The following is a 23,906-nucleotide window of genomic DNA, read 5'->3' as shown; positions in this document are numbered from 1 at the left end:
ATGCGGAGGGCTCGATGCTCGCGCACATTTTCACCGACTGGCTCGCCCAGATCCCCGATCCGACACCGGTCAAACCCGACGTCGGCGGCGACAAGATCCTCGGCCTGCTCAACAACGTCAAGTGGGGCGCGGGAGTCGCCCTCGTCGCCGGATTCTTCATCGGGTTGATCGTCTGGGCCGGCGGCCGGTGGGTCGATCACCACCGGGCCGGGAAGGTCGGCGTGGTCATGATGCTCTGCGCCATCGCCGGCGCGATCCTCTACGGCATCGGCTGGTCACTCATCAACAGCTTCGCGGGCGGCTGAGCCATGTTCACCTCCACCACACCGCCGCGCCCCCGCAGGCGAGCGCGCCGCCTGGTCACGGTCACGGCTTTGCTCGTGGCCGCGGTCGTGGCGGTGCTCCTTGCCCGGCACTCGACGAATCCGCCCGCGCCCGCGGCAGCACCGCCACCCACCAGCGCGAACCCGACAGCGCCCACGCCACCGATCGACGAGGCGACCGCGCTGGCGATCCGTCCCATGCTGACCCTGCCGCCGGAAGCGGCACTGCCGCACGAACTGACGACCGCAACAGCCGGTCCGCCGATCACCGTGCCGCGACCGGCCCCGATCGCGACACGGTGGATCTCCGACGGGTTTCCGGCTACTCCGGAAGGCGCGCTCGGCTGGCTGACCGTCCTGAACGAGACCGCGTTGCGCGGCGGCGACCCGGCCACGTACCTGCGGGCTTATGACGAATCTGCACTTCCGCACGCACCGGCCCCGCAGGGCAGCGGGCTGTACGCGCTGCTGAGTTCATTCCGCGACCGGGCGGACATCCGCCCCGCAGAGATCAAGGCCGGTCTGGCCGTGACCTACGAGGTCACCCAGGGCCTGATCAAGGGCACCGCCGACGGTGGCCGGTTCGTCGTGGCGTGCACGCTCGGGCAGCTGAGCTTCGACTACCAGAGCCGGACCACGAGTATGGGCATCGGCGACTGCCAGGCCCTGCGCTGGACCGGCACCGCGTGGCGCATCGCGCCCGGGTCCCGCGCGGCGTACGCGACGTGCGCGTGGCCGGGCAGTATTGAGTCGGTCACCGCTGGGTATCGGCCTCTGAGCCGGGACGGTGCCCGGTGAATCCCCTGGACCTGCTGGAGAAGCTGGGCGGGTTGGCCGGCGGGGCGATCGGCGCGGTCGCCGGTGGGGTTCTGGAGCCACTGATGGCGGCTACCTGGGCTGCCGCGTTGTTCATCTTGCGGACCGCGTTTCAGCTGGTTGACCAGTTCTCCATCCTCACTGTGTCCACAACGGACGGGCCGGTCTCGATTCTGTGGCCGATGACGCTGTGGATCTCCGGAGCTATCGCGCTGGGCATGTTCTTCTGGCAGATCATCACCACCGTCCTGCACGGCGGCCGCGGCTTCATCCGCCTGATCACCGGCCCGATCCAGTACGGCATCGCCCTCGCGATCACCGTCAGCGTGGTCGCGGCGTTCCTCGCCACTGCCGACGGCCTGACCGAAGCGATCCTGTCGACCGGTCTGCGGGTGGGGAACTTCCGCGACGCGCTGAACATGACCGGTTTCACCGACGCGCTGTCGGACGAGGTCAAGACCGTCGTACTCGGCCTCGCCGGCGCCTTCGGGGTGATCCCGGCCGGGCTGGGCTTCGCGTTCGAGGCCGTGTTCCGCGAAGCCGCGATCTACGTTGTGGTCGCGACGATCCCCATCGCCGCGGCTGGGCTGGTCGCCGATGCGACCGCGCGGTGGTACTGGAAAGTCGTCCGCTGGGGCCTGGTCGCGGTCGTGATGAAGCCCGCGCTGGCCTTCGTGCTGGTGCTGGCGGTCGCAATCGTCGGCGGAGCGCAGGGCCTTTCCGGGCTGCTGGCCGGCATTGGCGTGCTGTTCGTCGCGCTGTTTGTGCCGTTGGTGCTGTTCAAGCTGTTCGCGTTCGTCGACCCTGACTCCGATCCGCAAGGCGTGTTCCGGGACAAGCTCGCGGATGCGGGCATGGATTCCTACGGCGCCAACAGCCTCGCTGGTCGCGTGGCTGGCGCGTTCGGGAAAATGGCCCGTAAAGATCTAAAAAATAAGGGAAACAGCGGCGACGGCGAAGACGGCGACGATGCTCAGGAGCAGGCGAATGTCGACCGCTTTGACCAAGCCGCCGACGACACGACCGCCGGGCTGCCTGACGCGACAGGCGACGAGCACGCACCTGACGGGACGGACGATGCCTCTACGACGCCCGCCGGCAACACGGCCGACGCCGACGCGACCGGCGGCAGCGGTGCACCAGACTCCGGAACCTGCCCCGCAGCCGAGACGACAGCACCGCCCACCGCCGAAACCGGTGATATCGGCGGCGCGAGCGCAGCGGGGCCCGCCGACGACGATGGCAACGGTGAGTTGCCGCCTCCAGACCCAGGAGGAGATACCGGGCCACCGACACCGCCGAGCCCGAAGCCAACTGATGGTCCACCACCGGGTACCGACGGGGGCGGCGGTGGCGTTGCGGCTGGCGAAGCCGAGGAAGCCGCGGTGCTGTTGTGAGTACCGCGACCCGGATCTACAAAGGACTGTCCCGCAGAGAGCGGGCAGGCTGGATCATCGGGCTGACACCCGTGCAGGCGTTCGTGTGCGTCGGGCTCGCCATCCCAGTGATTCTCGCTCTGGCCGCTGGACGTTTCGGCCAGGCGCTAGCGCTGGGCGGTCTCTGCGGCACAGCGGCGGCGCTGGTCGTGGTACCGGTCCGCGGACGCCCGGCGCTGCGCTGGCTGGGGCATCTGCTGCTCTACCGCGTCGGCGTCGCGCTGGGCTGGTCGCGGTGGCAGTCGCGCGCGGTCACCGGCCAGGCCACCGATCTCGATGAGCCGGATCTGCCCGGGGTGCTGGCTCGGCTGCGGTTCCCTGACGGCCCACCGCTGCGCGATGTGGGCCGGGTGTGCCTGATCCACGACACCGGCGAGGGCCGGTGGGGGGCCACCGCCCGGCTGACCCATGCCGGGGTCGGGATGCTCTCGGACGCTCAATGCGAGCGGCTGGCCAATCGGCTGGGCAACCTGCTGCTGTCGATCGGGCACCGCGAGGTCATCGACCGGATGAGCCTGCTGGTGCGCACGGTCCCCGACGACGGCGCCGACTACCAGGCCTGGCGCGCCGACCACGACGTCCCGGATGCGCCGGCGCTCGCGCGCCAGGCTACGGAGGAGCTGGATCGGCTGGTCGGGGCGGTGTCGGTCCGGCACGAAGTGTTCGTCACCCTCTCCGGAACTGAAGACTCTCTCCGCCGTCCGGCCGCCGCGGCCGGCGGCGGGGTCGCCGGCCGGGCCGCGGTGCTCTACCGGGTGCTGGACGGGCTCGAGGACAAGCTGAAGTCCCTCGGCGCCACCGGCGTGAAGTGGCTCTCGGGTCCGGAGCTGGCGGTGGCGATCCGTACCGGGTTCAACCCGGCCAGCGCCGCGGGCCTGGCGGCGCGCCGCCATCGCGCGGGCAACGAGGAGGGCGTTCGCTGGGCGACGGCCGGACCGGTTCACGCTCCGGCGCCCTCGGCGCGGGCGTACTACCACGACGGTTTCGCCACGGTGTCGTACTCGGTGTTGATGCCCGAGGCCGGCACGGTGTTCGGGTCACTGGGCGGGCTGCTGGCGGTCAAGACCGCTGGCGAGCGCCGCAGCCTGGCCATCCACTACGAAACCCTCTCCCAGCACCGGTCCCGCAAAGCGGTGCGCCGGCTGCGGTTCCGCACCGGCGTGGTGCGGGACTGGAAATCCTCCAAAGGCTTCAACGCCGGCGCCGCGGAGGCCCGGGAGGCGGGCGGGGCGCGGGCGCAGGAGCACGCGGTCGCAGCTGGACACGGGATCGTCCGGTTCGCCGTCGCGTCCGCGGTCACGATCCCGGATACGTGGAACGTCGAGGACCACGCGGCCAAGCTGGAAAACGACATCGCCGGCCGCTTCCAGCTCCTGCGCATGGAACTGGCTCAGGACGCCGGGTTCGTCGCCGCCGTCCTGCCAGTCGGCGTGGGACTGCCCCGGCTGCGCGGCGGAGGTGCGTCATGAGCCGCCGTATAGAGGAACGAACTGCCGCGGAACTGCTCGCCACCTTCGGACCTGCGGTAAGCACCCGCCCACCCGGGCGCCGCCGTCCGGACGGCCGCAGTGCTCACCTGAACCAGCGGGCCGCGCCTCGACGGGGATTCGCCCGGCCCGGGTACGGGTGGTCGCCCGTGGCGGCGCCGCTGCAGGTGTATCAGGCCGGCACGCACGAGATCGGCGGTTTGTTCCCGTTGCTGGCGGCGAGCCCGCTGCCGGCTGTCGGGGCCCGGATGGGCTACGACGTCCACTCCGGCGGCGCGTTCTACCTGCATCCGGTCGAGTTCGTCCTCCGTTCGATCTGCACCAACCCGAACATGGTCCTGTTCGGTGAACCGGGCCGGGGCAAGTCCTCCACGGTGGTGGCCTTCCTGCTGCGGATGATGCTCACCGGCGTCCGCACCCTGATCTCCGGCGACGTCAAAGGCGAATACACCCCGCTGCTGCACGCGCTGGGTGTCACGCCGATCATGCTCGGCCGCGGCAGTAACGCCCGCCTCAACGCCCTCGACCTCGGCCCGCTCGCCGCCCGCTGGGACGCCTGGTCGACCGAGCGGCAGCGCGACGAGCTCGACGGGGTCCTAGGTCGGTGGGTGCAGCTGCTGGTCGCGCTTGCCGAAGCGCAGGGCTACCGGCCCACCGTCACCGACGAGGCCACGCTCTCGGCGGTGCTGCGGCAGCTGATCGGCGTCCACGACGGCTACACCCGCCTCAAGCCGATCACGATTCCTGATGTCCACCGGATGCTGGCGGACCCGGATGAGCGGCTGTGGGAGAGCTTGCGCTTCGCCGGGCGTCGCCAGTTTCTCGACCACTTGCGCTCGATCACCGACGCGCTGGCGAACTTGATCAGCGGACCGCTGGCGGGGTTGTTCGACGCGGCCACGAATTTCACCGTCGACTGGGACGCCCCGATCCAAAGCCTCGACCTCTCGCGGCTGCGCACGCGTGGCGATCAGGCTGTCGCTGTCGCGTTGACCTGCCTCGGGTCGTGGTCGTCGCTGGCCACGGATCTGCAGGAAGACGGGGAGCTGCGGATCGTCGTCCGCGACGAGATCTGGCGACAATTCCGCCTGGGCCTGCGCGCGGTGCAGGCCGTCGACAGCGAACTGCGGCTGTCTCGGGCGGAGCGCAAGATCCAGGTGCTGGTCAGCCACAAACCCGGCGACTTCCTCTCCGTCGGCGCCACCGGCTCCCAGGAAGTCGCCATCGCCCGCGACCTGCTCGCCTTGTGCTCGATTCGTGTCCTTCTTGGACAGTCCACGCAGGTCGCGAGCGAACTGGCCGACGTTCTCGCGCTCTCGGACAAGGAACAGGAAGCCACAACCGGGTGGGCGAACGACCGTCAGGGCCGGGCCCTGTGGAAGATCGAGAACCGGATCGGGCTCAAGGTGCAGACGACCCTCAGTCGGATCGAGCGGCGGATCTTCGACACCAACAGTCAGCTTGTCTCGAAGCCGAACCCGCTACCGAGTGACGACGTATCGGCGTCGCCATCATGAGGCCCGCCGGGATGCTCGCCGGCGTCGCCGGCGCGCTGGTCGGGCTGGTTCTACTGCCGATCCTCGTACTGGCCTTGATGATCGGGCCCGCAGCGACCGCGACGATCGTGCAACTCAGCGGATGCGAGCAAGGCGGCCCGGGCGGCGGCTCGGTCGTGGTGGACCGCCAGCAGTTGGGCGCCGACGAGATGGGCATCGCCCGCACCATCGTCGACGTCGTCCAGCAACGCCGGCTGCCGCGGCGGGCCGCGGTCCTCGCGATCGCCACCGGGTTGGTCGAGTCCAGGTTGCGCAACCTCGACTACGGCGACCGCGACTCGGTCGGGGTGTTTCAGCAGCGCCCGAGCCAGGGGTGGGGCACTCGCGTGCAGATCCTCGACCCTGTCTACGCGACCGGGAAGTTTCTCGACGCCCTCATCGCGCTGCCCGGCTGGGACACCCTGGCTCCGGGCCGGGCGGAGCAGGCGGTGCAGCGCAGCGGCTTCCCGGACCGCTATGCCCCACGCGAGCCGGCCGCCGCGGCGATCGTGGATCGGTTCTGGACCGGCCCGGACAACCCGACCCCACCCGTGGCGCCCGGCGGTGGCACGGAGGCCGTGCAGGCGAAAACCCTGTGCCCCGACCAGGGCGGATCCGACGTCCCCCGCGACCCCAGTCAGGTCGATCCGAAGAAGCTGCCGCCGGGGTACTCGCTGCCGACCGATGCCCGTCAGCGCGCGGCGGTCGGCTTCGCCCTGGGCCAGCTCGGCAAGCCCTACGTGTGGGGCGCGAAAGGCCCCGACGCCTACGACTGCTCCGGGCTGATGCTCGCCGCGTGGGCTGCCGCTGGAGTCGGGATCCCGGCCGGCACGATCAGCCAGGTCCACGCCGGGCACGCCGTCGCCTCGATCCAGCAGGTCCAACCCGGCGACCTATTGTTCATCCCCGGCGCGCTCGGTACCGCGCAGGTGCCGCGGCATGTCGGGATGTACGCAGGGCACGGGCTGATCGTCGACGCCTACGACACCGACACCGGCGTCATCCTCGAACCCCTCTCCGCATGGACCTCGAAGATCGTCGCGATCCGCCGGATCGCCGACCCCAGCTCGCCCTCCCCGCCACCGGGAGGGAGCCCACTCTGATGAACCTCGTGGCGTTGCCCTCCCGCTGTCCGGGAGGAGCGGCCGATGCCGCATACACGCACCGACACACTCAACCTCGACCGCGACGTCGCCCTGATGGGCCTCGCGATCGCCGCCCTGGCGATCCTGTGCGCCCTGGGCGCGATCGTCGTCACCGCCGCCGTTCTGGTCACCGGCTTCCACACCGGTGGCTGGGCGTGGCCGCCGATCACCGCCTGGCCGGGGTTCGCCGTGATGGTCGCCTTCCACGCCGCCGATCCCGGGCCGGCGCTGCCGGTCCCGTGGTCGGGTGCGGTCAGCGATCACCAGCTGGCGTTCTACATCTGGTTCACCACGATCACCATGCTCACCGCCGGTCTCACCGTCGGCACGGCGATCCCGGTCTGGCGACGGGTGGCACCGACCGATGCCGGGCACGCCACTCGACGCGAGATGGCGAAGAACCTGTCGGTCGAGGCCGCACGCAAGACTGCGATGTGGACCCGCGGTGACCTCACCGACGAGCAACGCCGGACCGCGCCGGTCGAGCAGATCGCGGTGCCATTGCACCGCGGACCCCGGCGCCGGCAGTTGGTCACTTCGCTGGAGACCCCGACCGGGACGATCGCCCCGACCCGCTCGGGCAAGTCCCGCACCGACCTGGTGCACAAGGTCCTCGCCGCGCCGGGCGCGCTGATCGCGTCGACGACGAAGAACGACCTCGCCGAGTGGTGCCTGCTGGCCCGCACCCGCCGCCCGGGCGCCGGGCCGGTGCTGGTGATCGACGCCACCGGCACCCTGTCCTGGCCCGCGCACGCCCGCTGGTCCCCGATCACCGGCTGTGCCGACCCCGCCGTCGCGCTCCGCCGCGCCGAGACGCTGATCGAAGCGTCCTCACTCGCGCTGGACGACGTCGGCGGCAACGACGCGGTCTTCCGCGGCCGCGCCACCATCGTGCTGCAGGCCTACCTGCTTGCCGCCGCGCTGTATCACCGGACGGTGACCGACCTGGTCGTCTGGTCGGTCACCAAGCCACCGGATCAGGAACCGGTCGAGCTGCTGCGGCACCGATTCCCGGAGCTGGCGTTCAACCTGCGCTCGGAGATCGGGATGGTCGCCGAGACCGCCGACGCGGTCTGGATGTCGGTGCGGCGGGCGATCGAGCCGTTCATGAACCCCGCCATCCGGAGGTTCGCCACCCCCGCCCCCGGGGAGGAACTCGACATCGACGAGTTCCTCCGCCGCCGGGGCAGCCTGTTCATCGTCGCCGGCGAACACCAGGCGCCCCAGGCCCGCGCCGTGCTGACCGCGCTGGTCGAGCAGATCCTCACCACGGCCCAGGACACCGCCCTGCGGTACGAACGCCGCCGGCTGGAACCGCCGACCACAGCGATCCTGGACGAGTTGTTCGCCGGGACGCCGGTGCCGCGGCTGCCCGCGATCATCGCCGACTCCGCGGGCCGCGGGGTGCTGATCCACTGGTCCGCGCAGTCGCGCTCCCAGCTGGACGAGCTCTACGGCGAACCGGGCCGGCTGCAGCTGATCGACAACACCCTCACCCTGACCGCCTTCCCCGGGCTCAAGGACGACAAGACCCTGGAATGGCTGTCCACGCTGGCCGGGCACCACCGCCGCCGAACCCACCAGCACCACAGCGACGGGATCTTCAGCACCGGACGCGGCGCCACCGGCGAGGAAACCGTCCCGACGCTACGCGCCGGCGACATCCGCACCCTCGACCGCGGCCGGGTCCTGATCCTGCACGGCAACCTCCGCCCCATCCTCGGCCGCACCATCGACGTCGAGCAACGACCGGACTGGCCGCAGCTGCAGGCCGACGTCGCCGCGATCCGCCGCGGCGACACCCCGGTCGGCACCGACGGCTACCTCCGCCCGCTCCCGTCGACGACGGTCAACGGCCCGCACGTTCAGGGGCCGCGGCGATGAGCGAGGACGACGATATCTCCACGCCGGAACCGGAGCGATCGGTCGAGGCAATCCAGCCGGAACGACAGCAGCCAGCGCGGTCGCGCGCCGAGCTCGACGCGATAACTGAGGAATTGTGGTCGAGAATGCAAGCCCAGCAGTCGGAGATCGAACAGCTCCAGGAGAAGCTCGCTGAACTGGAGAACGACGCCGAGGACAAACCGCGGCTTGCGCCGTGGTTGCCGTTCCCGGCACCGCTGGCCGCGGAGGACACGCAACAGCGAGAGCAGACCCCGGTGTTCACGGTCACTAATTTCGTCCAGTACTACAACGCCGTCTACGTCGGCAAAAGCGGTACCCGTGCAGTCGCGATCCCGGACTGCTGGCCACAGCATCCCGGATTGGTGGCCGAGCTGGCGACGCTGGCTTACACCTGGCGGGCAGCGCACGTGGGCAAGGGCGCCGAGGCCAGCGACGCCCAGTACTGGCACGACCGATGGCGGACCGGTTTCACCGAACGCTTAGTAACTGAGTGGACTCACCAGCATTGCCTCACAGGCAATCATAAGGCCGTCGGCGCTACGCCGGCGGTTGATCGCTTCACAGTCGACCGAAGCGAGGAACCGCAAGCTGGCGAGGTCCCGTCGTCGACAACGCAACTCCGGGAACATGAGGACGAAGTCGTTAGCCACGCGTGGTAAGGGCGACCGTGACGGGACACGATTGGCCCTAAGGTACAGTTCGATAATGCATAGTGACTCGGTCGCAACAGTGTGGGACGCGTTGCGGGCGACCCGTTGGAGTCCGCCTGGCTCGGCCTCAAGCGATCAGGCGCGCCGCGGCACCTACGTGTCTGCCCTAGAACAGGCGGAGCAATTGTTTCGCGCTGCGGCGGGGGTCGGAACTGCTGCACGGCCACTGCTGGCCTTCTACGGGCTGAGTCAGGCCGGTCGGGCGATCTCGGCAGCGTCCTCCCTGCTTGAGTGGGAACTCAAGGGGCACGGGGTTAAAACGATCGACCTCGCTGCTGACTTGCCTTCGGTGCGAATCAAGTCAGACCCGGCGTCGAGTGCGGGGAGCTTTGCACGCCTGTCCACCCTACTAGATTCTCCGCTCTGGGGAAATTCACCGATTGCGCTGAATGAGCTGTGGGATCTCCTCCCGGAGAACGATTGTGTGCCATTGTTAGATCGTGGTCAAAATCGACGTACTCCACTCTGGATCGGTACCGATTCGCTGTGGATCGAGTCGCATCCTCTTGCTGTCGTTCCCGTTGTCGGGTTCCCAGCGTGGCTGGTTGACGGAAAGACCGAAAAGTCCACGTTGGACGATTACCTGGCGGCATATCCGGGTGCGCGCGACTACCACAGCTTCCGCAATCTGCAGGGGAACCCGAACTTGCCGGCATTCACCGCGCACAAAGATGGCCGCGGCGAGCTGCAGATGAATTGGCTCGTGCGAGGTGGCGAATCGGTTGACCGCGTTGAGAGCTGGGAGTGGCTGACGTCGAAGAGTCGACTCTGTCTGGGAACGTGGTACTTCTTCCCGGCAATTGGTCAGAACCCCCTTGGTCTTCATCCGTTGATGGCGTGGTGGGCAATTCTCCATGCGCTGTCGATGCTGGCCCGGTATCAGCCCGGCGAGTGGGCGTCACACATCGACGTCAACAGAAGCAGTTACGCCATGTCTGTCGAACGCCTCCTTCGACGTGCAGTGGATGTCGTTCCGCGGCTGGTCTTGGAGACCCTTCATCAATTTGCCCTCTGACAGCGCGCTGAGCGCCTGGCGACTCGCCGTGCCGTGAACCTTGCCATGACTGCGAAGCGGCAGGCGAGAAGCCTTGGCGGCTGCGGTGAGCGCGCCCCAAGATCTCTTCTCTGTGATCCGAACTGGGCAAGCTCAGGACTCGACCTGGGCATCGTTCAGAGGCTTGTAGGCGAGCTTCGCGAGTTCCTCCTTGAACTCATCGTAGTCGGCGATAGGGTCACCGCCCTCGCCGTCCAGGTGCAAGGCACGCTTCGTGCTAACTATCTGATTGCGAACATCGTCCGCGTCGAGCGACGTGTCCAAAGCGGTCTCGATCTCCTCCAGCAGGTAGGAGACCTGCGCCTTGGTCGCGCTGTACCGGTGGTCGAGTAGGAACGACTTCTTGAGCCGGTTGATCTTGCTGCTGGTCTGATCGGTCGTTAACTCGCGCATGGCCTGTCGTTGCAGCTTGCCGAGATCTGCGAAGAGCGCGCGGAAGTTATCGTCGGCGACGCCAGCACCTGATGGCGCGTTTGCATCGCCGATGACGTCGAGGACGCACCGGGCGAAACCTACCTTGGCGAGACTGAACCCCGTCACTCTTTTCGCTGCAGCCTGCTCTACTGCATCGTGAGTATCCTTACTGTCGTCGAAGACGACTTCGTCGACTGTCAAGTCGGCGATCGCGGCTGCTTTCTCGGGGGCCATGAACGACTCGGCGTACCGCTTTGCCGCTTCGACAGCCACATCGAGTGGGATCAAATCTTCGATGGCTACGACGCCAGCGGGATTGTCGCTACGGATGGTGTCGTGGTTCGGCCCGCCGAGTACCACCACGAATTTATCCTGCAACAACGGCTTGCCCTTCGGACCGTGCCGAAGCTCGGCCGCCGCTTCCTGTCCTTCCTGATCGTTGTCGACCAGGACAATGACAGCCGGCTTATCGACGTCGCGGCCGCGAGCTAGGTACACGAGGTAGGGGATGTTCTTCGCACCGCTCGCCGGCACGAGGGTGACGGTGTTCAGGTCGAGGTTGTCGGGTGAATCAGGGGCCCGGCGTCGTAGTCTCGACGCCATCCCGGCCAAGAAGACCTGGTCCGCCGGGCCTTCCAGCATGAGGTTGCAGTTGCTAATGAATGTGGTCTCTGCGACGAAGCTGCCGAACGCAGACCGTAGGGGCTCGTAGTGGTTCTGTGCGGCGTTGCGTACCACCCTGGTGCCTTCGTCGTCCTCACCCTTTTCGAGGACGCGGATGCGCTCGCCATGGTTCTTGTCGATTAGGAACGGCGAATGGGTGACATAGACGACTTGGGTCGGCGTGCGTTGGGGGTCCTCGGGGTTGGCGAAGTCTGCGAAGATCTGAAGGAGGTCCTGTTGGCCTGCGCTAGACAGGTAAGCGTCTGGTTCGTCCATGAGCAAGACCTCGTTGCCGTCGGCTCCAGGATCGGTGTGGGACTTGTACTGGATGAAGTAGCTGAGGAAGAACCGCAGTCCCATGCTGCGCTCGCCTGCTGAGTACTCGGTACCTGTGCGATCCCGGATGGTGAAGACCAGATCCTGGTCGCGAAGTGTCAGCATCAGCTGGAAGTGGTTGTCCTGTGACCACCACTTCGGGAAGTTCAACGTCGTGGCCAACTGCCTGTTCATCTGGTCGACCACACCGTTGGCGTAGCCGTTGTCGTCGGCCTCTACGGCGTTCCACAGTGCGGTGAACGCCTTCCTGCTGATTCCCGCGACGGTGAACAGAAGCTTGTCTGCTAGGCGAAGTTGCTTCTCGTAGTCTTCTGAGGACTGGTTCGCATCGTTGTACGCTTGCGCTGCCGAGTGCTGCTGCTCGGGTGGAGGCTGTTCTGAAGTACCCCACCAGCTCGTCGCATTGGAGGTTACGGTGCGCAGAAATTTTTGGCGCAATGGTCGTGGTCGCGTCTGGAAGGAGTGTTTGCCATCAACCAGATATCGGATTGGGACGCTGTCTGGGAGTGCGACTTTCGAGTCGATCTCGAACGCTGTGGGAAGAAGTTCGTGCAGACCGTCTTCTGCGCTGGTTGACACTTGGGTCCACTGGTCGCCGTCAGGAACGTAAATCACCGGCGTCGTGTTGCCTAAGCGAAAGAAGCAAAACTTGCTGCCGATGTCGGCGCGCTTCCGTTTGAGTGCCTTCGCCAAGCGGGACCGCTCGGGGTCGGTGAGTCCTGACAGTTCGAGGCCGAAGTGTGGTGTCGAGATCGAGTCATCCACGGCGAAGAACTGAGAGTATCGGCAGAAATCACCCAACCGGATGTTCTCGCCGGTCAAGGCGCACTTGATCGCGGTCAGCAGCTGACTCTTGCCTGACTCGTTCGCTCCGACGACAGTAGTGACCTCGCGCTCGAGAGGAACCTTCACGAACGGGAACTTGGTGTCGTCGGGTAGAACATCCCAAGGATGGGGCGCGAAATCGCGGTGTGCCTTGCGTAGGTAGTCGTAGTTGAACGAGCGAAAAAACCGCACGTACACGGCCGAGATATACATCGAGCCACCTCCTATGCTGCCCGGGAGCTTAGGAGATCGATCTTACCGGTGGCCACCGACAGTTCCGACTCGTCAATGAGTACCCAGATGAGAAGCCTGATCGTCAGTAACCCATGCCGCGGTGCAGGCCGTCTCCGAGGCTTTCGCGTCGGTCGTCGTACTCATCGTCGGCCTCGTCGCGGCGTGCCTCCCGCCGCTTCTTCTCGTCCTGGTCTTTGAGCTGCTGGGTGCGGGCGGCGACTCCGCTGGTGAATTCGTCGCGTAGCGCGTCGAGCGTGTCGCGGCGGGATTCGACGGTGAGCATTGTCTCCGACGCGGCGTCTTGTGGTTCTGGTGTGGTCATGAGCTGCCTCCATTGGGTGGTGATCTGGTCCCAGGCGGCGGCTTTGGGGCCGTGGCCTGCGGGGCGCAGGCCGAGCGGGGAGGCGGTATCGGTGGTGGTGATTCCGTAGGTTTCACGGTACGCCGCGGCCAGCCGGACAGTCTGATCCCAGGTCGCGGCCGGTCCGGAGTCGTCGGGGCGCTGCCCGAGCCGTGCGGCCCAGCGAGGGTGCTCGCGGTGCACGTGGTCGAGCAGTTGGTCGGCGCGGGCAGCGATTTCGCCGTTGAGGCCGTCCAGCCGTGCCAGTGCACCGTGATGGTCGCCGGGTGTTCCGAAGTCGGGTTGGGCCTGCCACGGGAGCGCGGCGTGCAGCCCTTCTCCGGCGCGGTGGCGGTCGGTCAGGGCGGCGACGAGTGCTTCACCGGCGCGGCGATAGTCACCTTCCCCGGTGCCGGTGGTGTCGCCGGAGAGGCGGGTGAGGGCGTCGGTGAGGGCGGTGTCAGCGTCGAGGCCGTATGCGGCGCCGCCGGCGGCGTGGCGCCAGACGATGCCCCACTGTTCGCCGGTGACGGCTGCGTCCGGTAGATGTTCGGCGACGATGCTGCACCACCGGTCGACTTGTTCGTCGGTCGGCGCCCCGATCCTCGCCGGGGCTTGGTGCTCGGTGACGTGCGTTGACACGCGCTTGGCGAGGACGGCGGCCGGGTCGCTGGCCCAGGAGAAGCCGCTCTCGTCGGCGAGTCTGCGGACCAGCCGTTCGGCTTGCCAGCCGTGATCCTGGGCGTTGGCCAGTGCGCCCAGGGCGGCGGGCTCGGCGCCGGCGTTGACCGCGCCGGGGACGTACCGGGCGAGGACGTCGAGGTAGCGGTCGTCATCACCGTCGCGAGCCAGCAGTTCGTAACGACGCACGAGCACGTTCAGGGGCTGGAGGACGACACGCTCCTCGGCATCGTCGAGCCCGGCGAACAGGTCGTCGAGCTCCGCGGCTCGGGTGGCCGCCCAGGGGGTCGCAGGTGCGGGTCGGTCGGTCACCGGCGCTTGCCCGAAGGCGTCCCAGCGCTCGCCCAGAGTGCGCCAGGCGTGTGCCCGCGCGCCGCGGCTGTCGGGCTTGGCGCCCAGCGGCGCCTCCCCGTTGATGCGGAACGTCTCGCGGTAGGCCGCGACGAGTCCGACCAGGTCGTCCCATTCCTCGGCGGTGATCGGGTGGTCCGGTCGCGGCCCGAGCCCCGAGACCCACTCCGGCTGCTCGCGGATGACCGAGGCGCGCAGGTGCGCAACGCGGTCGGCGATCGCGTTGTTCATTTCGTGCAGGTACTGGGCGTGCCCTGGATGGTGGCGTACGTGGGCGAAGTCGGGGCGGGCCAGCCAGGGAACAGCGCGTTGATGGGCTTCACCACGCTCACCGCGGCGCTCCAGCTCGGCGGCCAGCGCCGCGTCGGCGTACCGGTCATCCGGCATGGGATCCGGCACCGCCGGACGCGCCGCGAGCTGATGGGCGACCACGGTCAGCGCGGCGTCGATGTCGAACCCGACCGCAAGCGCACCGGCAGCGCGGACCCAGATCTTCTCCCATTCGGGGTCTTCGACGGCGGTGTGCGGGGCGATCGCATCGACGATGCCCCGCCATCGGGTCACGTCGGCCGGCTGCGGTGGTGCGGTCGGCGAGGGCGGCTGGCGGCGCCGGAGGTGGGTGGTGATCCGGGCTTGCAGGGCCGCGCCGGGGTTGTCGGCCTCGTCGAGGGACTGGCGCCAGCGCATGACGGCGACGACGAGCGGGTCGGGTTCCCAGCCGAGGTCGTGTGCGTTGCGCAGCGTCTGGATGAGCGCCGGCTCGCTGTCCAAGTCCACCGTCGAAGGAGCTCGTTGAGCGAGGATGGCGCGGTAGCGGTCCTCGTCGCGGTAGGTGGCGGTGTGGTTGTAGCGCAGCACCAGCGTGCCCATCGACACCGCCGCGTCTTGGGCCTCGCGCAATGTTTCGGTCGCCGAGACCTCGGCGCCGGAGTGGTTCAGCACCCCGGTCAGCACCGACCGTGCTGACACTGGTTCGGGGGTTTCGCGGTGCTGGTCGATGACGTGGTGGTGGGTGACGACGTAGATGAAGTTGCCGAGCATGGCGCGGGTGATGCCGGGGTAGAACTGCTCGCGGGTCATCGTCGGCGGGACCAAGAGGTGGGCGTTGCCGGTGCTGGTCATGCCCTGGACCCGGTTGATGGTGGCGGCGTAGGCGAGTTCGACGTGGGCCTGGACGTACCCGGCCGGCAGCGTGATCGCGGCCTTATGCACGCGGTGCTGAACGGTGATCTTGCCGTTGGCGTGGACGTCGGTGATGGTCCAGACGTCGCCGTTCTTGACGAAGTCCTTCCCGCCGAACAGCGACAACAGACGTTGATTGTGGCGAGTGACGACCCAGTCCCCGGCACCCGCGGTGGTGGTGTCGTGCAGATCCACCTCCCGTCCGCGGTCGACCGCACCCCGGTTGAGGCGCCGTTCGCGGGCGTCGATGTTCAGCGCGACGGTGTCCTCGTTGGTCGGCACGATCAGCAGCGACTGGACACCGACGTCGAGGTCGGCCTGCCAGTGCGAGCGTGCGGCGTCGCGCATCGTCTCCAACGACCCGTCGGAGATCCGGCCGTGCTCGAAGTAGTACTCGAGCCCCTTGGGATCAGCTGCACGGATCTGCAGCGATGCCGTGGCCTGTTTCTTACGGTCGTCACCGCGGAACCGCACGATCTCCCGGAAGCGCACGGCGCCGACGTCGTGGGCGATCAGCCGGATCGCCCCACCGGCCTCGACCGCGGCCAGCTGCGCATCGTCACCGATCAGCCGCACATCGGCGCCATTCTTCAGCGCGTACCTCACGACCTTGTGCAGCGTGTGCGTGCCGGCCATCGCCGCCTCATCGACGATCACCAGGTCCCCGGCCTGCATCGGGAACGCGCGGTGGGCGAACCCGAACCACAGCGCGGTGGTCAGCTGATGCAGCGTCTGCGGCCTCGCCCCGATCGAGGAACCGAGCTCCTGCGCCGCCCGGGCAGACGGGCCAAAGGCGTAGACCCGGCTCCCGGTGCACCGCCACGCGGTCGCCAAGACTTTCATTGCCGAGGTCTTCCCCGCCCCGGCCGGCGCGAGGGCGAGCTGCAGGCGCCGTCCGGAGCGCGCGAACGAGCGCACCATCTCCGTCTGCCCGGCATTCAACCCCTGACCCGCGAGAGCCTTCTCCACGGTGTCGGCGCGCAGCCGATGCCCGCCACCGCGGCGCGCCCACGAAACCAGGTCGCCTTCAGCGGCGAGGGTCGCGGTGGTGGTGTAGCGGGTCGAGTGGTGCTCGACGAACACCGACTCGCCGTCCCGGCGGCGCAACGAGGCCGGCTCGTTGACCGCGGTCGGGCCGACGAGGGCGAGGGTGTCTGGCTGGGCGAGGATGGTGTCGACGACGTCGACGATCAGCTGCCCGCGCTTGTCGACGGGCATCCGCAGGTGCGCGGACTGGCGGTGGGCTTCGGCGGCGAGGTTCCACCAGGAGAAGTGGGCGTAGTTGTCCGATACGACCTCCCGGGTGACCTCGGCGAGCTTGGCGATGTCGACCGCGTCCGGCTCGGCGTGTCCGCTGAGGAACACCTTCCGGCTCAGCGTGTCCAGCACCGTCGCCGGAACGAGGGTGAGAGCGTGCTCGCGCCACGCCGCGAGGTGTTCTGGCAGCGTCTTCGGCGGTTGTTTGCCGGGGCGGTTGTCGTACTGGGCAGCACGGTCGATCGCGAAGATGTCTTTCGGCGTCGGCTCCTTCCCGTGCTGGGCCTTGAACTCGACGATGCGCTTGGCGCGGGCGGCTTCGAACTGGCGGTGGCGCTGGGAGAACAGTTTCACCAGCTCGACCGAAACCCCTTCCAGCTGCCAGACGGGGCGTTTCATGTCCACGCCTTCCGTGCCCCGCTGCACCCAGGACGCGCCCTGTTCGCGGAAGAGATCGCGCAGGCGGTTGTCGAAGTACTCCGAGGCGGTGACCGTCGCGGCCAGGACGGTGCGGCCGTCGAGCGCGGTCCATTCGCCGTCGTCTCTTCGCTGCACCTTCGACGAGATGAGTGCGTGGATGTGCAGGTGCGGGTCGGAGGCGCGGGAATCCCAGTGCTCAAACAGCGCCGCGGTGATCCCGTTGACATCGACCTGGGCCTCGCCCATGTTCCCGCGGCGGGTGAACGCGACGTTGCCCTCCACCCAGGACAACGTGTCACGAGCGGCTTGGCGGACCATCCCGGCGATCAGCTCCCGCTCCGCCGGTGCCGCCATGGCCCACGCGATCGAGACCGACTTGTCGGGCGCGAACACCATCTCGAACCCGGACACCGCCGACTTGAGATTGCGTTTCTGCTCCGCCAGCCACTTGTTCAACTCGGTGTAGCTGGCGGGATCGTTGCCCTCGTGCGCTTTGCGGTAGGCCTGCAGCTGCACACCGCGCCGCAACTCGGCACGCTTGGCCGCGGAAATCGGCGCGCCGATCTGACGGCCGTGCAGGAGGTTATGGTCCTTATACGCATGTGACACCTGTGAGCGCAGGTGATCCAGCGCGGAGTACTGCGGGAACCGCCGACCCAGGCGGGTTGCCTTCAACGCCTCTGCGGCGGTGGCGCCGCCAGCGATCATTTCGGCTTCGATGGCGTCGGCGTGCGGGTTGCGGCCTTCGCCGAAGAGGGCGTTCATCTGGGCAGGGGTGACTGCGCCGGAGAGTCCTAAGTGCTCTGCTCCGGCGCCGAACCATTGGCCTGCCGGGTAACCACGGGAGAGATAGTAGTCACTTAACAGCTCGCCGGGTGCGAGCTCACGGCTGCGATCGGCGCACGCCACCGTGTTCGTGAGGTACTCATGACCACCAGGGCTCAGCTTGCGCAAGCCCATCATGTCCACATCAGGCTACGCCGAAAATACGGCGGCATCCACCTGGTTCAGAACGTCTGCAAGACGTGCTGTGTGCGGCGGTGGGGCGGGTTGGGTGAGGTGGGGGCGGTGGCGTGGTCGGCGGGGTGAGGGGGTGGCGGGGTAGGTGCGGGGCTGGGGTGTGGTGGTGGGCGGGGTGCGGCGGCCGGGTGGGGTTGGTGAGGCGGGGTGGTGGTGACCGAAATTGCGGTCGAGCGCCGGCGCCTGCACTAAGGCGCCCCGGGCGCCGTCTGCCGGCGCCTGCGCGGTCCCAGGGTGTGCCGACACAGCAAAGCGGCCGCCGATCCGGAGATCGGCGGCCGCGTCGGGATGGGACGGTCGTTAGGGCTGGCTGTCCTGGGTGAGGTGGGACAGTTCGAGACGGATGGCGGCGGCGGGCACGATGGCGACCTCGCCCCCGTTGAGGTCGGGCAGCGTCAGGGTGTAGCGGGTGAGTAGCGCGCGCAGGTAGGCGGCGATGGCTGCGGGTTCGTCGGTCGGGATCATGTCGACGGCGGCTAGCTCGCGGTCGATGTCGGCGACAATGTCGGCAAAGGTGCGCACGGTGACGGCTCCCTGTCTTGGACTGGGCGGGGGCACCCGGTCCGGGTGCCCCGCTGGCGGGTGGGTGGTCAGGCGACGGCGGCGAGTTCGCGCGACGGCGCGAACGCGACCAGCGGCGGCATGTTCCGGTCTCGGCACATCTCGCACCGGTCGTCGGTGTCCTGGGTGCGCTGCTCGGTGGGGGTGCGTTCGAGGTTGCACGCCACGCACAACCCGCCGGGCGCGACCGGGCGAAGCGCAAGGCGGTCATAGTCGTCGTCGGTCATCGGCTGGCCGGTCAGCTCGTTGAGGACGTCGCCGGTGTCGTCGAGGTCGCCGTGCCGCTGCCGTTCGGCTTCGTAGGCGTCGACACCGCTTTCGTTCTTGCGGATGAGTCCGGCGGATGGGATCGCCTGCTCCACTTCGCGCCACTGCTCGTCGTAGTCGGGCTCGGCGCCGCTGTCGACGTAGCGGCGCGCGGCGCGCTGCTCGATCGGCTCGTGCCTGGCTGCGATTCGGTGGGTGGGCACGGTCGTGGTGTGCTCGCCGTTGGTCGGGCGTTCGGCGGCTTCGGCTTCCTTGCGGCAGGCGTCGGAGCAGTAGCGCATTTCGGGGAGTCCGGCGAGGTTGCCGTCACAGTTGCCGCACCGGTGGACGTCGGCGGATTCGGTTTCGGTGGCCTGCTGCCGGGCGGCGGTGCGGGCGCGCGCGTGGGCGGCGCGGGCCGTGCTCGCGTACACGCACGACGTGACCAGCGTGCGCATGTCCCGCGTGAGGCTCGGCCAAAGCTGGTGTGCGGCCTGGACGGCTTCGACGATGGCGGGGTGGTCGGCGCTGGGGTTCTTGAGCAGCGTCCCGCACACGGTGAACACGTCCTGGTGCGCGTGCTGGGTCTGGGCGTTGAGCCACCGCAGGCCGTTGAGCGCGTCGGCGATCCGCTTGGGCTGTTCGCGCAGCATTACCGTCACGTCGTTGACGTCGGTGACGGCGACGTTCCGGCGAGTCTCGCTGCTGTGAACGCACAGGTTGATCAGCTCGCGTTCCTGCTCGCCGTAGCTGTCCCAGTCGGCGTGTGCGGTACGCACGGCGGCGAGGACGTCTCCGCTGATCGCGGCGTTGGTGTTGAGCAGCGTCGCGCAGGCGGCGAGGATCGCGGGCGGGTTCTGGCCGCTGTCGGTGAAGATGTTCCGCAGTTCGGTGAGTGCGGTCCGGACGCGTGGCGGCTGCTGCTGCAGCGCCTGCACGATGCGGTCGATTGTGGGGCGGTGCTTACGATGAATGGTCGACACCATGACAATAGATCCTTACGTGTTGAATGAGTTCGGCGTTCGGGTTTGCCGTCCCGATCACCTTGCATTTCAATATTATCGCGTGACCTCGCGTATCTCCAGTCGAAACAGCGTTTATTGCGGGCAATTTCGAGCCTTGGAATCGCCGGTGGCTGGATTTTTCTGCGCGGCTGCTCTGTGGTGGTTTGTCGGGGCTGCTGGCCTGCTTGGATTGCGTGGTGTTGCTGGTCGGTGCGGTAGGGGTGACTGTGTGCTGAGTGGGCGGTGGGTGGCCCCGAAGCAACCAGGGCAGGCCCCCGGCCTGCCCTTAACGCCTGACCTAGGGAGTAGGGGCCCCAAATGCAAGGGTGGGGCCTCGAACTATTTTTGACCACGCTTTTAGGTCAAAAATAGTTTGGGGTGCCCTTGTATTTGGGGGAGCGACCGATACAATTTCGGGGCCACCCACCGCCCACGGACGCAATGTGCAAGGCTGAAGGTTCCACGGCTGGCGCGGGTTGAGAGGTGAGCGCCCGATCAGCGGAGATCGATGGCGCCTGCCCGCAGGCAAGTGCTGTTGACCTGCAGGTATGCTGCTTGCAGCGCTCCGTGGGCCTACGTGTCCCTGAGGCGGAGTGTCAGCGGACCGCCGCGAGTTTTGCCGCTCGCCACCTCGGTGGCGTGGCCCCTCGGGGCTACTGCGGCGGTGCCGCGCTCTTTACCTGACGCGAGGACGTCAACGCTGGGCTCGAGCACGTGCCGGGGTGGATTCGGGTGCCGGGATGTTGAGAGCGTGCCACCGAGGTCGACGGGCTAGTCGGTGCTGGTGACCCGGCTGAGCGGGATGGGTTCATAGACACCGTCGGCCAGCAGGCCCGCTCCGGTCAGGTGGTGGCGTAGCTGCTTGGCCTGCTCGGTCATATCGTCGCCGGTGTCCTCGCCTACGGAGTCGACGATGAAGGCGCGGATGACCGCGGTTGCTGTCTCGGCTGCCTGGGGCGTGGTGGAGCCGGTGGCGAGGTGGCCGTGCGCGGCGAGGCGGCCGGCGAGCAGTTGCGCCTGGCTGGTCATCTCGCCGCCGTGGTCGGCGCCGACGCTGGCGACGATGAAGTCGCGAATGATGCGCGTTGCGCGGGCCAGAGCGAGGTCAGCCTGCGGACCGGGAGTTGTGCCGGGCAACGGGGCGTCCTCGAGGTCGGCGAGGCTGTCGCGGCACGGCGCGAGGCTGGGGTCGCCGGGGGCGACGCCGTTGGCGATGGCCATCTCGCGGTAGTTGTCGTAAAGCGGCCGGTCGGTGGAAACGGCAGCGGTGACGTCGGGGCCGTGGACGCGGACCGAAAGGTTGTGGGCTGCGCCGCGCAGGAGGAACCCGGCGCAGGTTTTGGGCTGGGCGGGGGTGCTGGCGTGGCAGCCGAACTTGTGGGTGGCCAGGTCGTAGGTGGTGCGGGCGGAGTGGCGGAACACCTCGGGCGGGAACGCGCCGACGGGGGAGTCGCGCAGCCAGGGGCAGCGGGCGCAGGGGCTGGTCTGGTAGGCGCTGGCCGGTGCGGCGGCGGTGATGACTCCCCAGCCGTCGGTGCCGTCGTGGACGGCGAGGATCTCGGCGCTGGTGGGCGTCGTGGCGTCGTCTTCAGTCGGTGTGGGCACGGTCAACGCTCCTTTGCTGATGCCTCGTAGAGGGTAGTGGCGTACGTGGGGGAGCCGGAGCGCGGTCACGTTGCCACGGTCGGGTGATGTACTTCGGCCTGCTGGCGGGCTCGTTCGGCGAGGAGGTCGTCGAGGCTGGTGTGCAGGGTCGGCCAGCCGGCAGCAGGAGTGACTGCGTCGGGTGGGAGGTTGCCGGCGAGCAGTGCCATGCGGATGCCGAGGTGGTTGCGACCGACGACGGCGAGCCAGCCGGCACACAGCCGCATCGGGTGCGCGGTGTCGGGCTGGTCGATGTGGCAGGACATCGCGGGCGAGTTCGGGGCTGCCTCGTCACCGGAGGTGCCGTTGGCGTTGGCGAGTTTCGCCATGTCGGTGTCGGTGAAGAAGGTGAGGTCAGCATCGCGGCGCCAGGGACATTGTCGGCAGGGGAGCGTCCGGTAGGACTCGACGGTCACTGTTTCTCCTGCCTGTCGTGGCGGTGAGCATGGTGCTGCGGCCGGTGGTGACGTGGATCGACGATAGCGGCTGTTCCGGGGCGTTCGGTCGGGTGCGTGTCGGGGTGCCGCGAGTAGCCTCGGTGGTGTGCGCCCTCCCCGGTGGGAGGTTCGTCATGGTTGAACGCAGGACTACGGGGGCTCGTCGGCGACGTCGGTCGTCGGCGGCACTGGAACGGCTGGAGGCGGCGCGGCGGCGCCGAGTGGAGCAGCTGGAGCGGGAGCGAGCGAAGGAGCGGCGCGTGGACGCCGCACTCGGCCCGTTCGCGGAGGCCGCGACGGCGGTCGAGGTGGTGGAGCGTCGAGGCGAGGACCGGGTCGCGGCGCTGCGGACGCAACTGGACCGGAAGCTCGCCGAGCTGGAGCAGCAGCGCGCGGCGAAGGTCGCAGAGTTCGAGCGGCAGGCCGACCAGGTGCGCGCGGATGCCGAGTTGGAGATCGGTGAGTGGCGGTCGGTGATGGCGACGTCGGTGGCGCAAATCCGGGCGGCTGACGTCAGCGCGGCGGAGACGGCGGCGTTGCTCGGCATCTCGGCGAAGGAGGTGGGCGCGTTGTCACGTGAGGCGGCGGCCGTTGCACCGGCACCGGCCGATGCGACGGTCTCGCAGGGGGAGCGCCGTCCGGCCGGCAACGTGAGCCACGCACTCACGCGTGGGAGTGATCGGCCCGGCGAGGAAAGGTCACAGCCGCAGAACACACCTGGCGCGGACGGGTCTACCGCGTAACGGCCGCGAGGACCGGGGCGACTGTCGGGCGTGATGGATCCTGACGTGGTTTGGTGCATGGATAACGCGGTGTCTCTGTCGGTCGGCGCATGAGCACGGCTGAGCGCCGGGGCACTGGAGTGGACCAGGCAGCTGTACTCGGTGTGGTTCTGGCCGCGGCTGTGAGCATCTCGGCGTCTGGCGGCGACTGGGAACTGATCGAGTCGGCGGTGGGTGTGGTTCTGCTCTTGCTGATCAGGGCATTTGTCGACACGGGACAGGTTGTCGGTGAGGGGCACCGCCCTCAGCGGCTGGCGGTGTCCGGTGTTGTCGGTCTCGGAGTTGTTCTGGTCGTTGCGTGGCCACTGCAGTGGCTGTTCCCCCGTGAGGGTCCGAAGGAGAATCCGGCTCTGGCATTTGTGCTTGCCGGGGTGTGGGGCGTGGTGTTCCTGGCGTACGCGCGAATGCTGCGGACTGGTTGGTGGCCCCGTCGTCGGCCGAGGTGGGTGAACAGGATCGTCGAGAAGTTCTGACGACACAACTGCGGCTGTGTGGCGTTTCCGGCCGGTGGTGTGGCGTTCTCGGTGCGGCGGGTGAGGCAACGTCGCGATCGTGCGCGGTCAACGTGCGGACGTCTGGCGGGTGGTCTGGTCGGCGAGGCGCCGGGCGTGCTGGGCGCGTGCGAGGCGCTTGCGACGCTGGTAGTAGACGATCATTGCGGCGGCGCCGCAGCAGAGCGCGAAGCCGACGGGCCAGCGGTTGCCGGGGCCGTCGCCGTCGGCGCCGGGGAAGTGCGCGAGGAAGAGGTAGCCGGGCAGGGTGACGGCGCCGAGGATCGCGGCGATCCGGTAGCGCTTGGTGCGGTTGAGCTTGGGCTTGATCCGGTGGCGGCTGAGGTAGGCGACGACGCACCCGAGCAGCGCACCGAACAGGAGCGCGCCGGGGAGGGCGAGCAGCCCGGCGGCGTCGGTGAACGGGGTGACGAGGAGTCCGATGTAGCCGAAGGGCTGGATGCCGAGGTAGAAGCCGGTGCCTCCGGCGAGGACGAGCCCGGGGATCGTGACGCCGTAACGAATGCTCATACTTCGAGCGTAAAGCGATTCTCCCACCCCAAAGGGTGATTTCCGGGCCAGGGCACGCAGTCGCCGCTCGCGCGCG

The 23,906-nt window shown here is 68.3% G+C and carries 18 protein-coding genes; 11 read left to right on the top strand and 7 right to left on the bottom strand.

Annotated features, from left to right (window positions below; translation table 11 throughout):
• The first annotated feature begins 14 nt into the window (after positions 1–14).
• The 9 genes from QSK39_RS44940 to QSK39_RS44900 all read left to right on the top strand — a co-directional run bounded on the left by QSK39_RS44940 (position 15) and on the right by QSK39_RS44900 (position 10,372).
• Positions 15–305, top strand: a complete 291-nt coding sequence (locus QSK39_RS44940; protein ID WP_285483929.1) for a hypothetical protein — start codon at positions 15–17, stop codon at positions 303–305.
• A gap of 3 nt (positions 306–308) precedes the next feature.
• A complete protein-coding gene (locus tag QSK39_RS44935; protein WP_285483928.1) occupies positions 309–1,121 on the top strand; it encodes a hypothetical protein in 813 nt (270 codons plus the stop codon).
• Positions 1,118–2,536, top strand: coding sequence for an ICP22 family protein (locus QSK39_RS44930; protein ID WP_285483927.1), 1,419 nt, complete (start codon positions 1,118–1,120; stop codon positions 2,534–2,536). Before QSK39_RS44935 ends, QSK39_RS44930 begins: the two co-directional genes overlap by 4 nt.
• Positions 2,533–4,044: an SCO6880 family protein gene (locus QSK39_RS44925; RefSeq protein WP_285483926.1), complete on the top strand. Its 1,512-nt coding sequence runs from the start codon at positions 2,533–2,535 to the stop codon at positions 4,042–4,044. The genes QSK39_RS44930 and QSK39_RS44925 overlap by 4 nt, the downstream gene beginning before the upstream one ends.
• A 167-nt stretch (positions 4,045–4,211) precedes the next feature.
• On the top strand, positions 4,212–5,579 hold the full coding sequence (locus tag QSK39_RS44920) for a putative type IV secretion/conjugal transfer ATPase (protein WP_285483925.1): 1,368 nt from the start codon (positions 4,212–4,214) through the stop codon (positions 5,577–5,579).
• Positions 5,580–5,590: 11 nt separating this feature from the next.
• The gene (locus tag QSK39_RS44915) at positions 5,591–6,700 is read left to right on the top strand and encodes a C40 family peptidase (protein ID WP_285483924.1); all 1,110 of its coding nucleotides are present in this window, start codon (positions 5,591–5,593) and stop codon (positions 6,698–6,700) included.
• A 45-nt stretch (positions 6,701–6,745) separates the two neighbouring features.
• The gene (locus QSK39_RS44910) at positions 6,746–8,626 is read left to right on the top strand and encodes a type IV secretory system conjugative DNA transfer family protein (RefSeq protein ID WP_285483923.1); all 1,881 of its coding nucleotides are present in this window, start codon (positions 6,746–6,748) and stop codon (positions 8,624–8,626) included.
• Complete coding sequence (locus tag QSK39_RS44905) at positions 8,623–9,306, top strand: hypothetical protein (protein ID WP_285483922.1); 684 nt, start codon at positions 8,623–8,625, stop codon at positions 9,304–9,306. Before QSK39_RS44910 ends, QSK39_RS44905 begins: the two co-directional genes overlap by 4 nt.
• A gap of 46 nt (positions 9,307–9,352) precedes the next feature.
• Positions 9,353–10,372, top strand: a complete 1,020-nt coding sequence (locus QSK39_RS44900) for a YaaC family protein (RefSeq protein WP_285483921.1) — start codon at positions 9,353–9,355, stop codon at positions 10,370–10,372.
• 132 nt (positions 10,373–10,504) lie between these two features.
• Here QSK39_RS44900 and QSK39_RS44895 read toward each other — a convergent pair whose 3' ends face one another.
• The 6 genes from QSK39_RS44895 to QSK39_RS44870 all read right to left on the bottom strand — a co-directional run bounded on the left by QSK39_RS44895 (position 10,505) and on the right by QSK39_RS44870 (position 22,005).
• Positions 10,505–12,862 (bottom strand): AAA family ATPase, encoded by a 2,358-nt coding sequence (locus tag QSK39_RS44895; protein ID WP_285483920.1) that lies wholly within the window; start codon positions 12,860–12,862, stop codon positions 10,505–10,507.
• 103 nt (positions 12,863–12,965) lie between these two features.
• On the bottom strand, positions 12,966–18,077 hold the full coding sequence (gene mobF, locus QSK39_RS44890) for a MobF family relaxase (protein WP_285483919.1): 5,112 nt from the start codon (positions 18,075–18,077) through the stop codon (positions 12,966–12,968).
• Positions 18,078–18,434: 357 nt separating this feature from the next.
• Positions 18,435–18,656: a hypothetical protein gene (locus tag QSK39_RS44885; RefSeq protein ID WP_285483918.1), complete on the bottom strand. Its 222-nt coding sequence runs from the start codon at positions 18,654–18,656 to the stop codon at positions 18,435–18,437.
• 68 nt (positions 18,657–18,724) lie between these two features.
• Positions 18,725–19,879, bottom strand: coding sequence for a hypothetical protein (locus QSK39_RS44880; protein ID WP_285483917.1), 1,155 nt, complete (start codon positions 19,877–19,879; stop codon positions 18,725–18,727).
• A gap of 837 nt (positions 19,880–20,716) precedes the next feature.
• On the bottom strand, positions 20,717–21,550 hold the full coding sequence (locus QSK39_RS44875) for a DUF6283 family protein (RefSeq protein WP_285483916.1): 834 nt from the start codon (positions 21,548–21,550) through the stop codon (positions 20,717–20,719).
• A gap of 65 nt (positions 21,551–21,615) precedes the next feature.
• Positions 21,616–22,005: a DUF6283 family protein gene (locus tag QSK39_RS44870; RefSeq protein WP_285483915.1), complete on the bottom strand. Its 390-nt coding sequence runs from the start codon at positions 22,003–22,005 to the stop codon at positions 21,616–21,618.
• 281 nt (positions 22,006–22,286) lie between these two features.
• Between QSK39_RS44870 and QSK39_RS44865 the strand changes: the two genes are divergently transcribed.
• Entirely contained in the window at positions 22,287–22,769 is a 483-nt protein-coding gene (locus QSK39_RS44865) for a hypothetical protein (RefSeq protein WP_285483914.1), read from the top strand.
• Between the two features lie 89 nt (positions 22,770–22,858).
• Positions 22,859–23,281: a hypothetical protein gene (locus QSK39_RS44860; RefSeq protein ID WP_285483913.1), complete on the top strand. Its 423-nt coding sequence runs from the start codon at positions 22,859–22,861 to the stop codon at positions 23,279–23,281.
• 87 nt (positions 23,282–23,368) lie between these two features.
• Here QSK39_RS44860 and QSK39_RS44855 read toward each other — a convergent pair whose 3' ends face one another.
• Positions 23,369–23,830, bottom strand: a complete 462-nt coding sequence (locus tag QSK39_RS44855; RefSeq protein ID WP_285483912.1) for a hypothetical protein — start codon at positions 23,828–23,830, stop codon at positions 23,369–23,371.
• Between the last annotated feature and the right edge of the window lie 76 nt (positions 23,831–23,906).

Origin of the sequence: Amycolatopsis sp. NBRC 101858 (genome assembly GCF_030269325.1) — a bacterium.
Lineage (GTDB): Bacteria > Actinomycetota > Actinomycetes > Mycobacteriales > Pseudonocardiaceae > Amycolatopsis > Amycolatopsis ponsaeliensis.
Note: the sequence above shows the minus strand (reverse complement) of the source record. Positions and strands in the feature narration are given on the sequence as shown.

What these genes read in the sequence shown, in the direction of transcription:
- QSK39_RS44860 (WP_285483913.1), top strand. Translation starts at nt 22,859, where the DNA reads ATGAGCACGGCTGAGCGCCGGGGCACTGGAGTGGACCAGGCAGCTGTA.
- QSK39_RS44895 (WP_285483920.1), bottom strand. Translation starts at nt 12,862, where the DNA reads ATGTATATCTCGGCCGTGTACGTGCGGTTTTTTCGCTCGTTCAACTAC.
- QSK39_RS44940 (WP_285483929.1), top strand. Translation starts at nt 15, where the DNA reads ATGCTCGCGCACATTTTCACCGACTGGCTCGCCCAGATCCCCGATCCG.
- QSK39_RS44855 (WP_285483912.1), bottom strand. Translation starts at nt 23,830, where the DNA reads ATGAGCATTCGTTACGGCGTCACGATCCCCGGGCTCGTCCTCGCCGGA.
- QSK39_RS44915 (WP_285483924.1), top strand. Translation starts at nt 5,591, where the DNA reads ATGCTCGCCGGCGTCGCCGGCGCGCTGGTCGGGCTGGTTCTACTGCCG.
- mobF (WP_285483919.1), bottom strand. Translation starts at nt 18,077, where the DNA reads ATGATGGGCTTGCGCAAGCTGAGCCCTGGTGGTCATGAGTACCTCACG.
- QSK39_RS44900 (WP_285483921.1), top strand. Translation starts at nt 9,353, where the DNA reads ATGCATAGTGACTCGGTCGCAACAGTGTGGGACGCGTTGCGGGCGACC.
- QSK39_RS44935 (WP_285483928.1), top strand. Translation starts at nt 309, where the DNA reads ATGTTCACCTCCACCACACCGCCGCGCCCCCGCAGGCGAGCGCGCCGC.
- QSK39_RS44905 (WP_285483922.1), top strand. Translation starts at nt 8,623, where the DNA reads ATGAGCGAGGACGACGATATCTCCACGCCGGAACCGGAGCGATCGGTC.
- QSK39_RS44910 (WP_285483923.1), top strand. Translation starts at nt 6,746, where the DNA reads ATGCCGCATACACGCACCGACACACTCAACCTCGACCGCGACGTCGCC.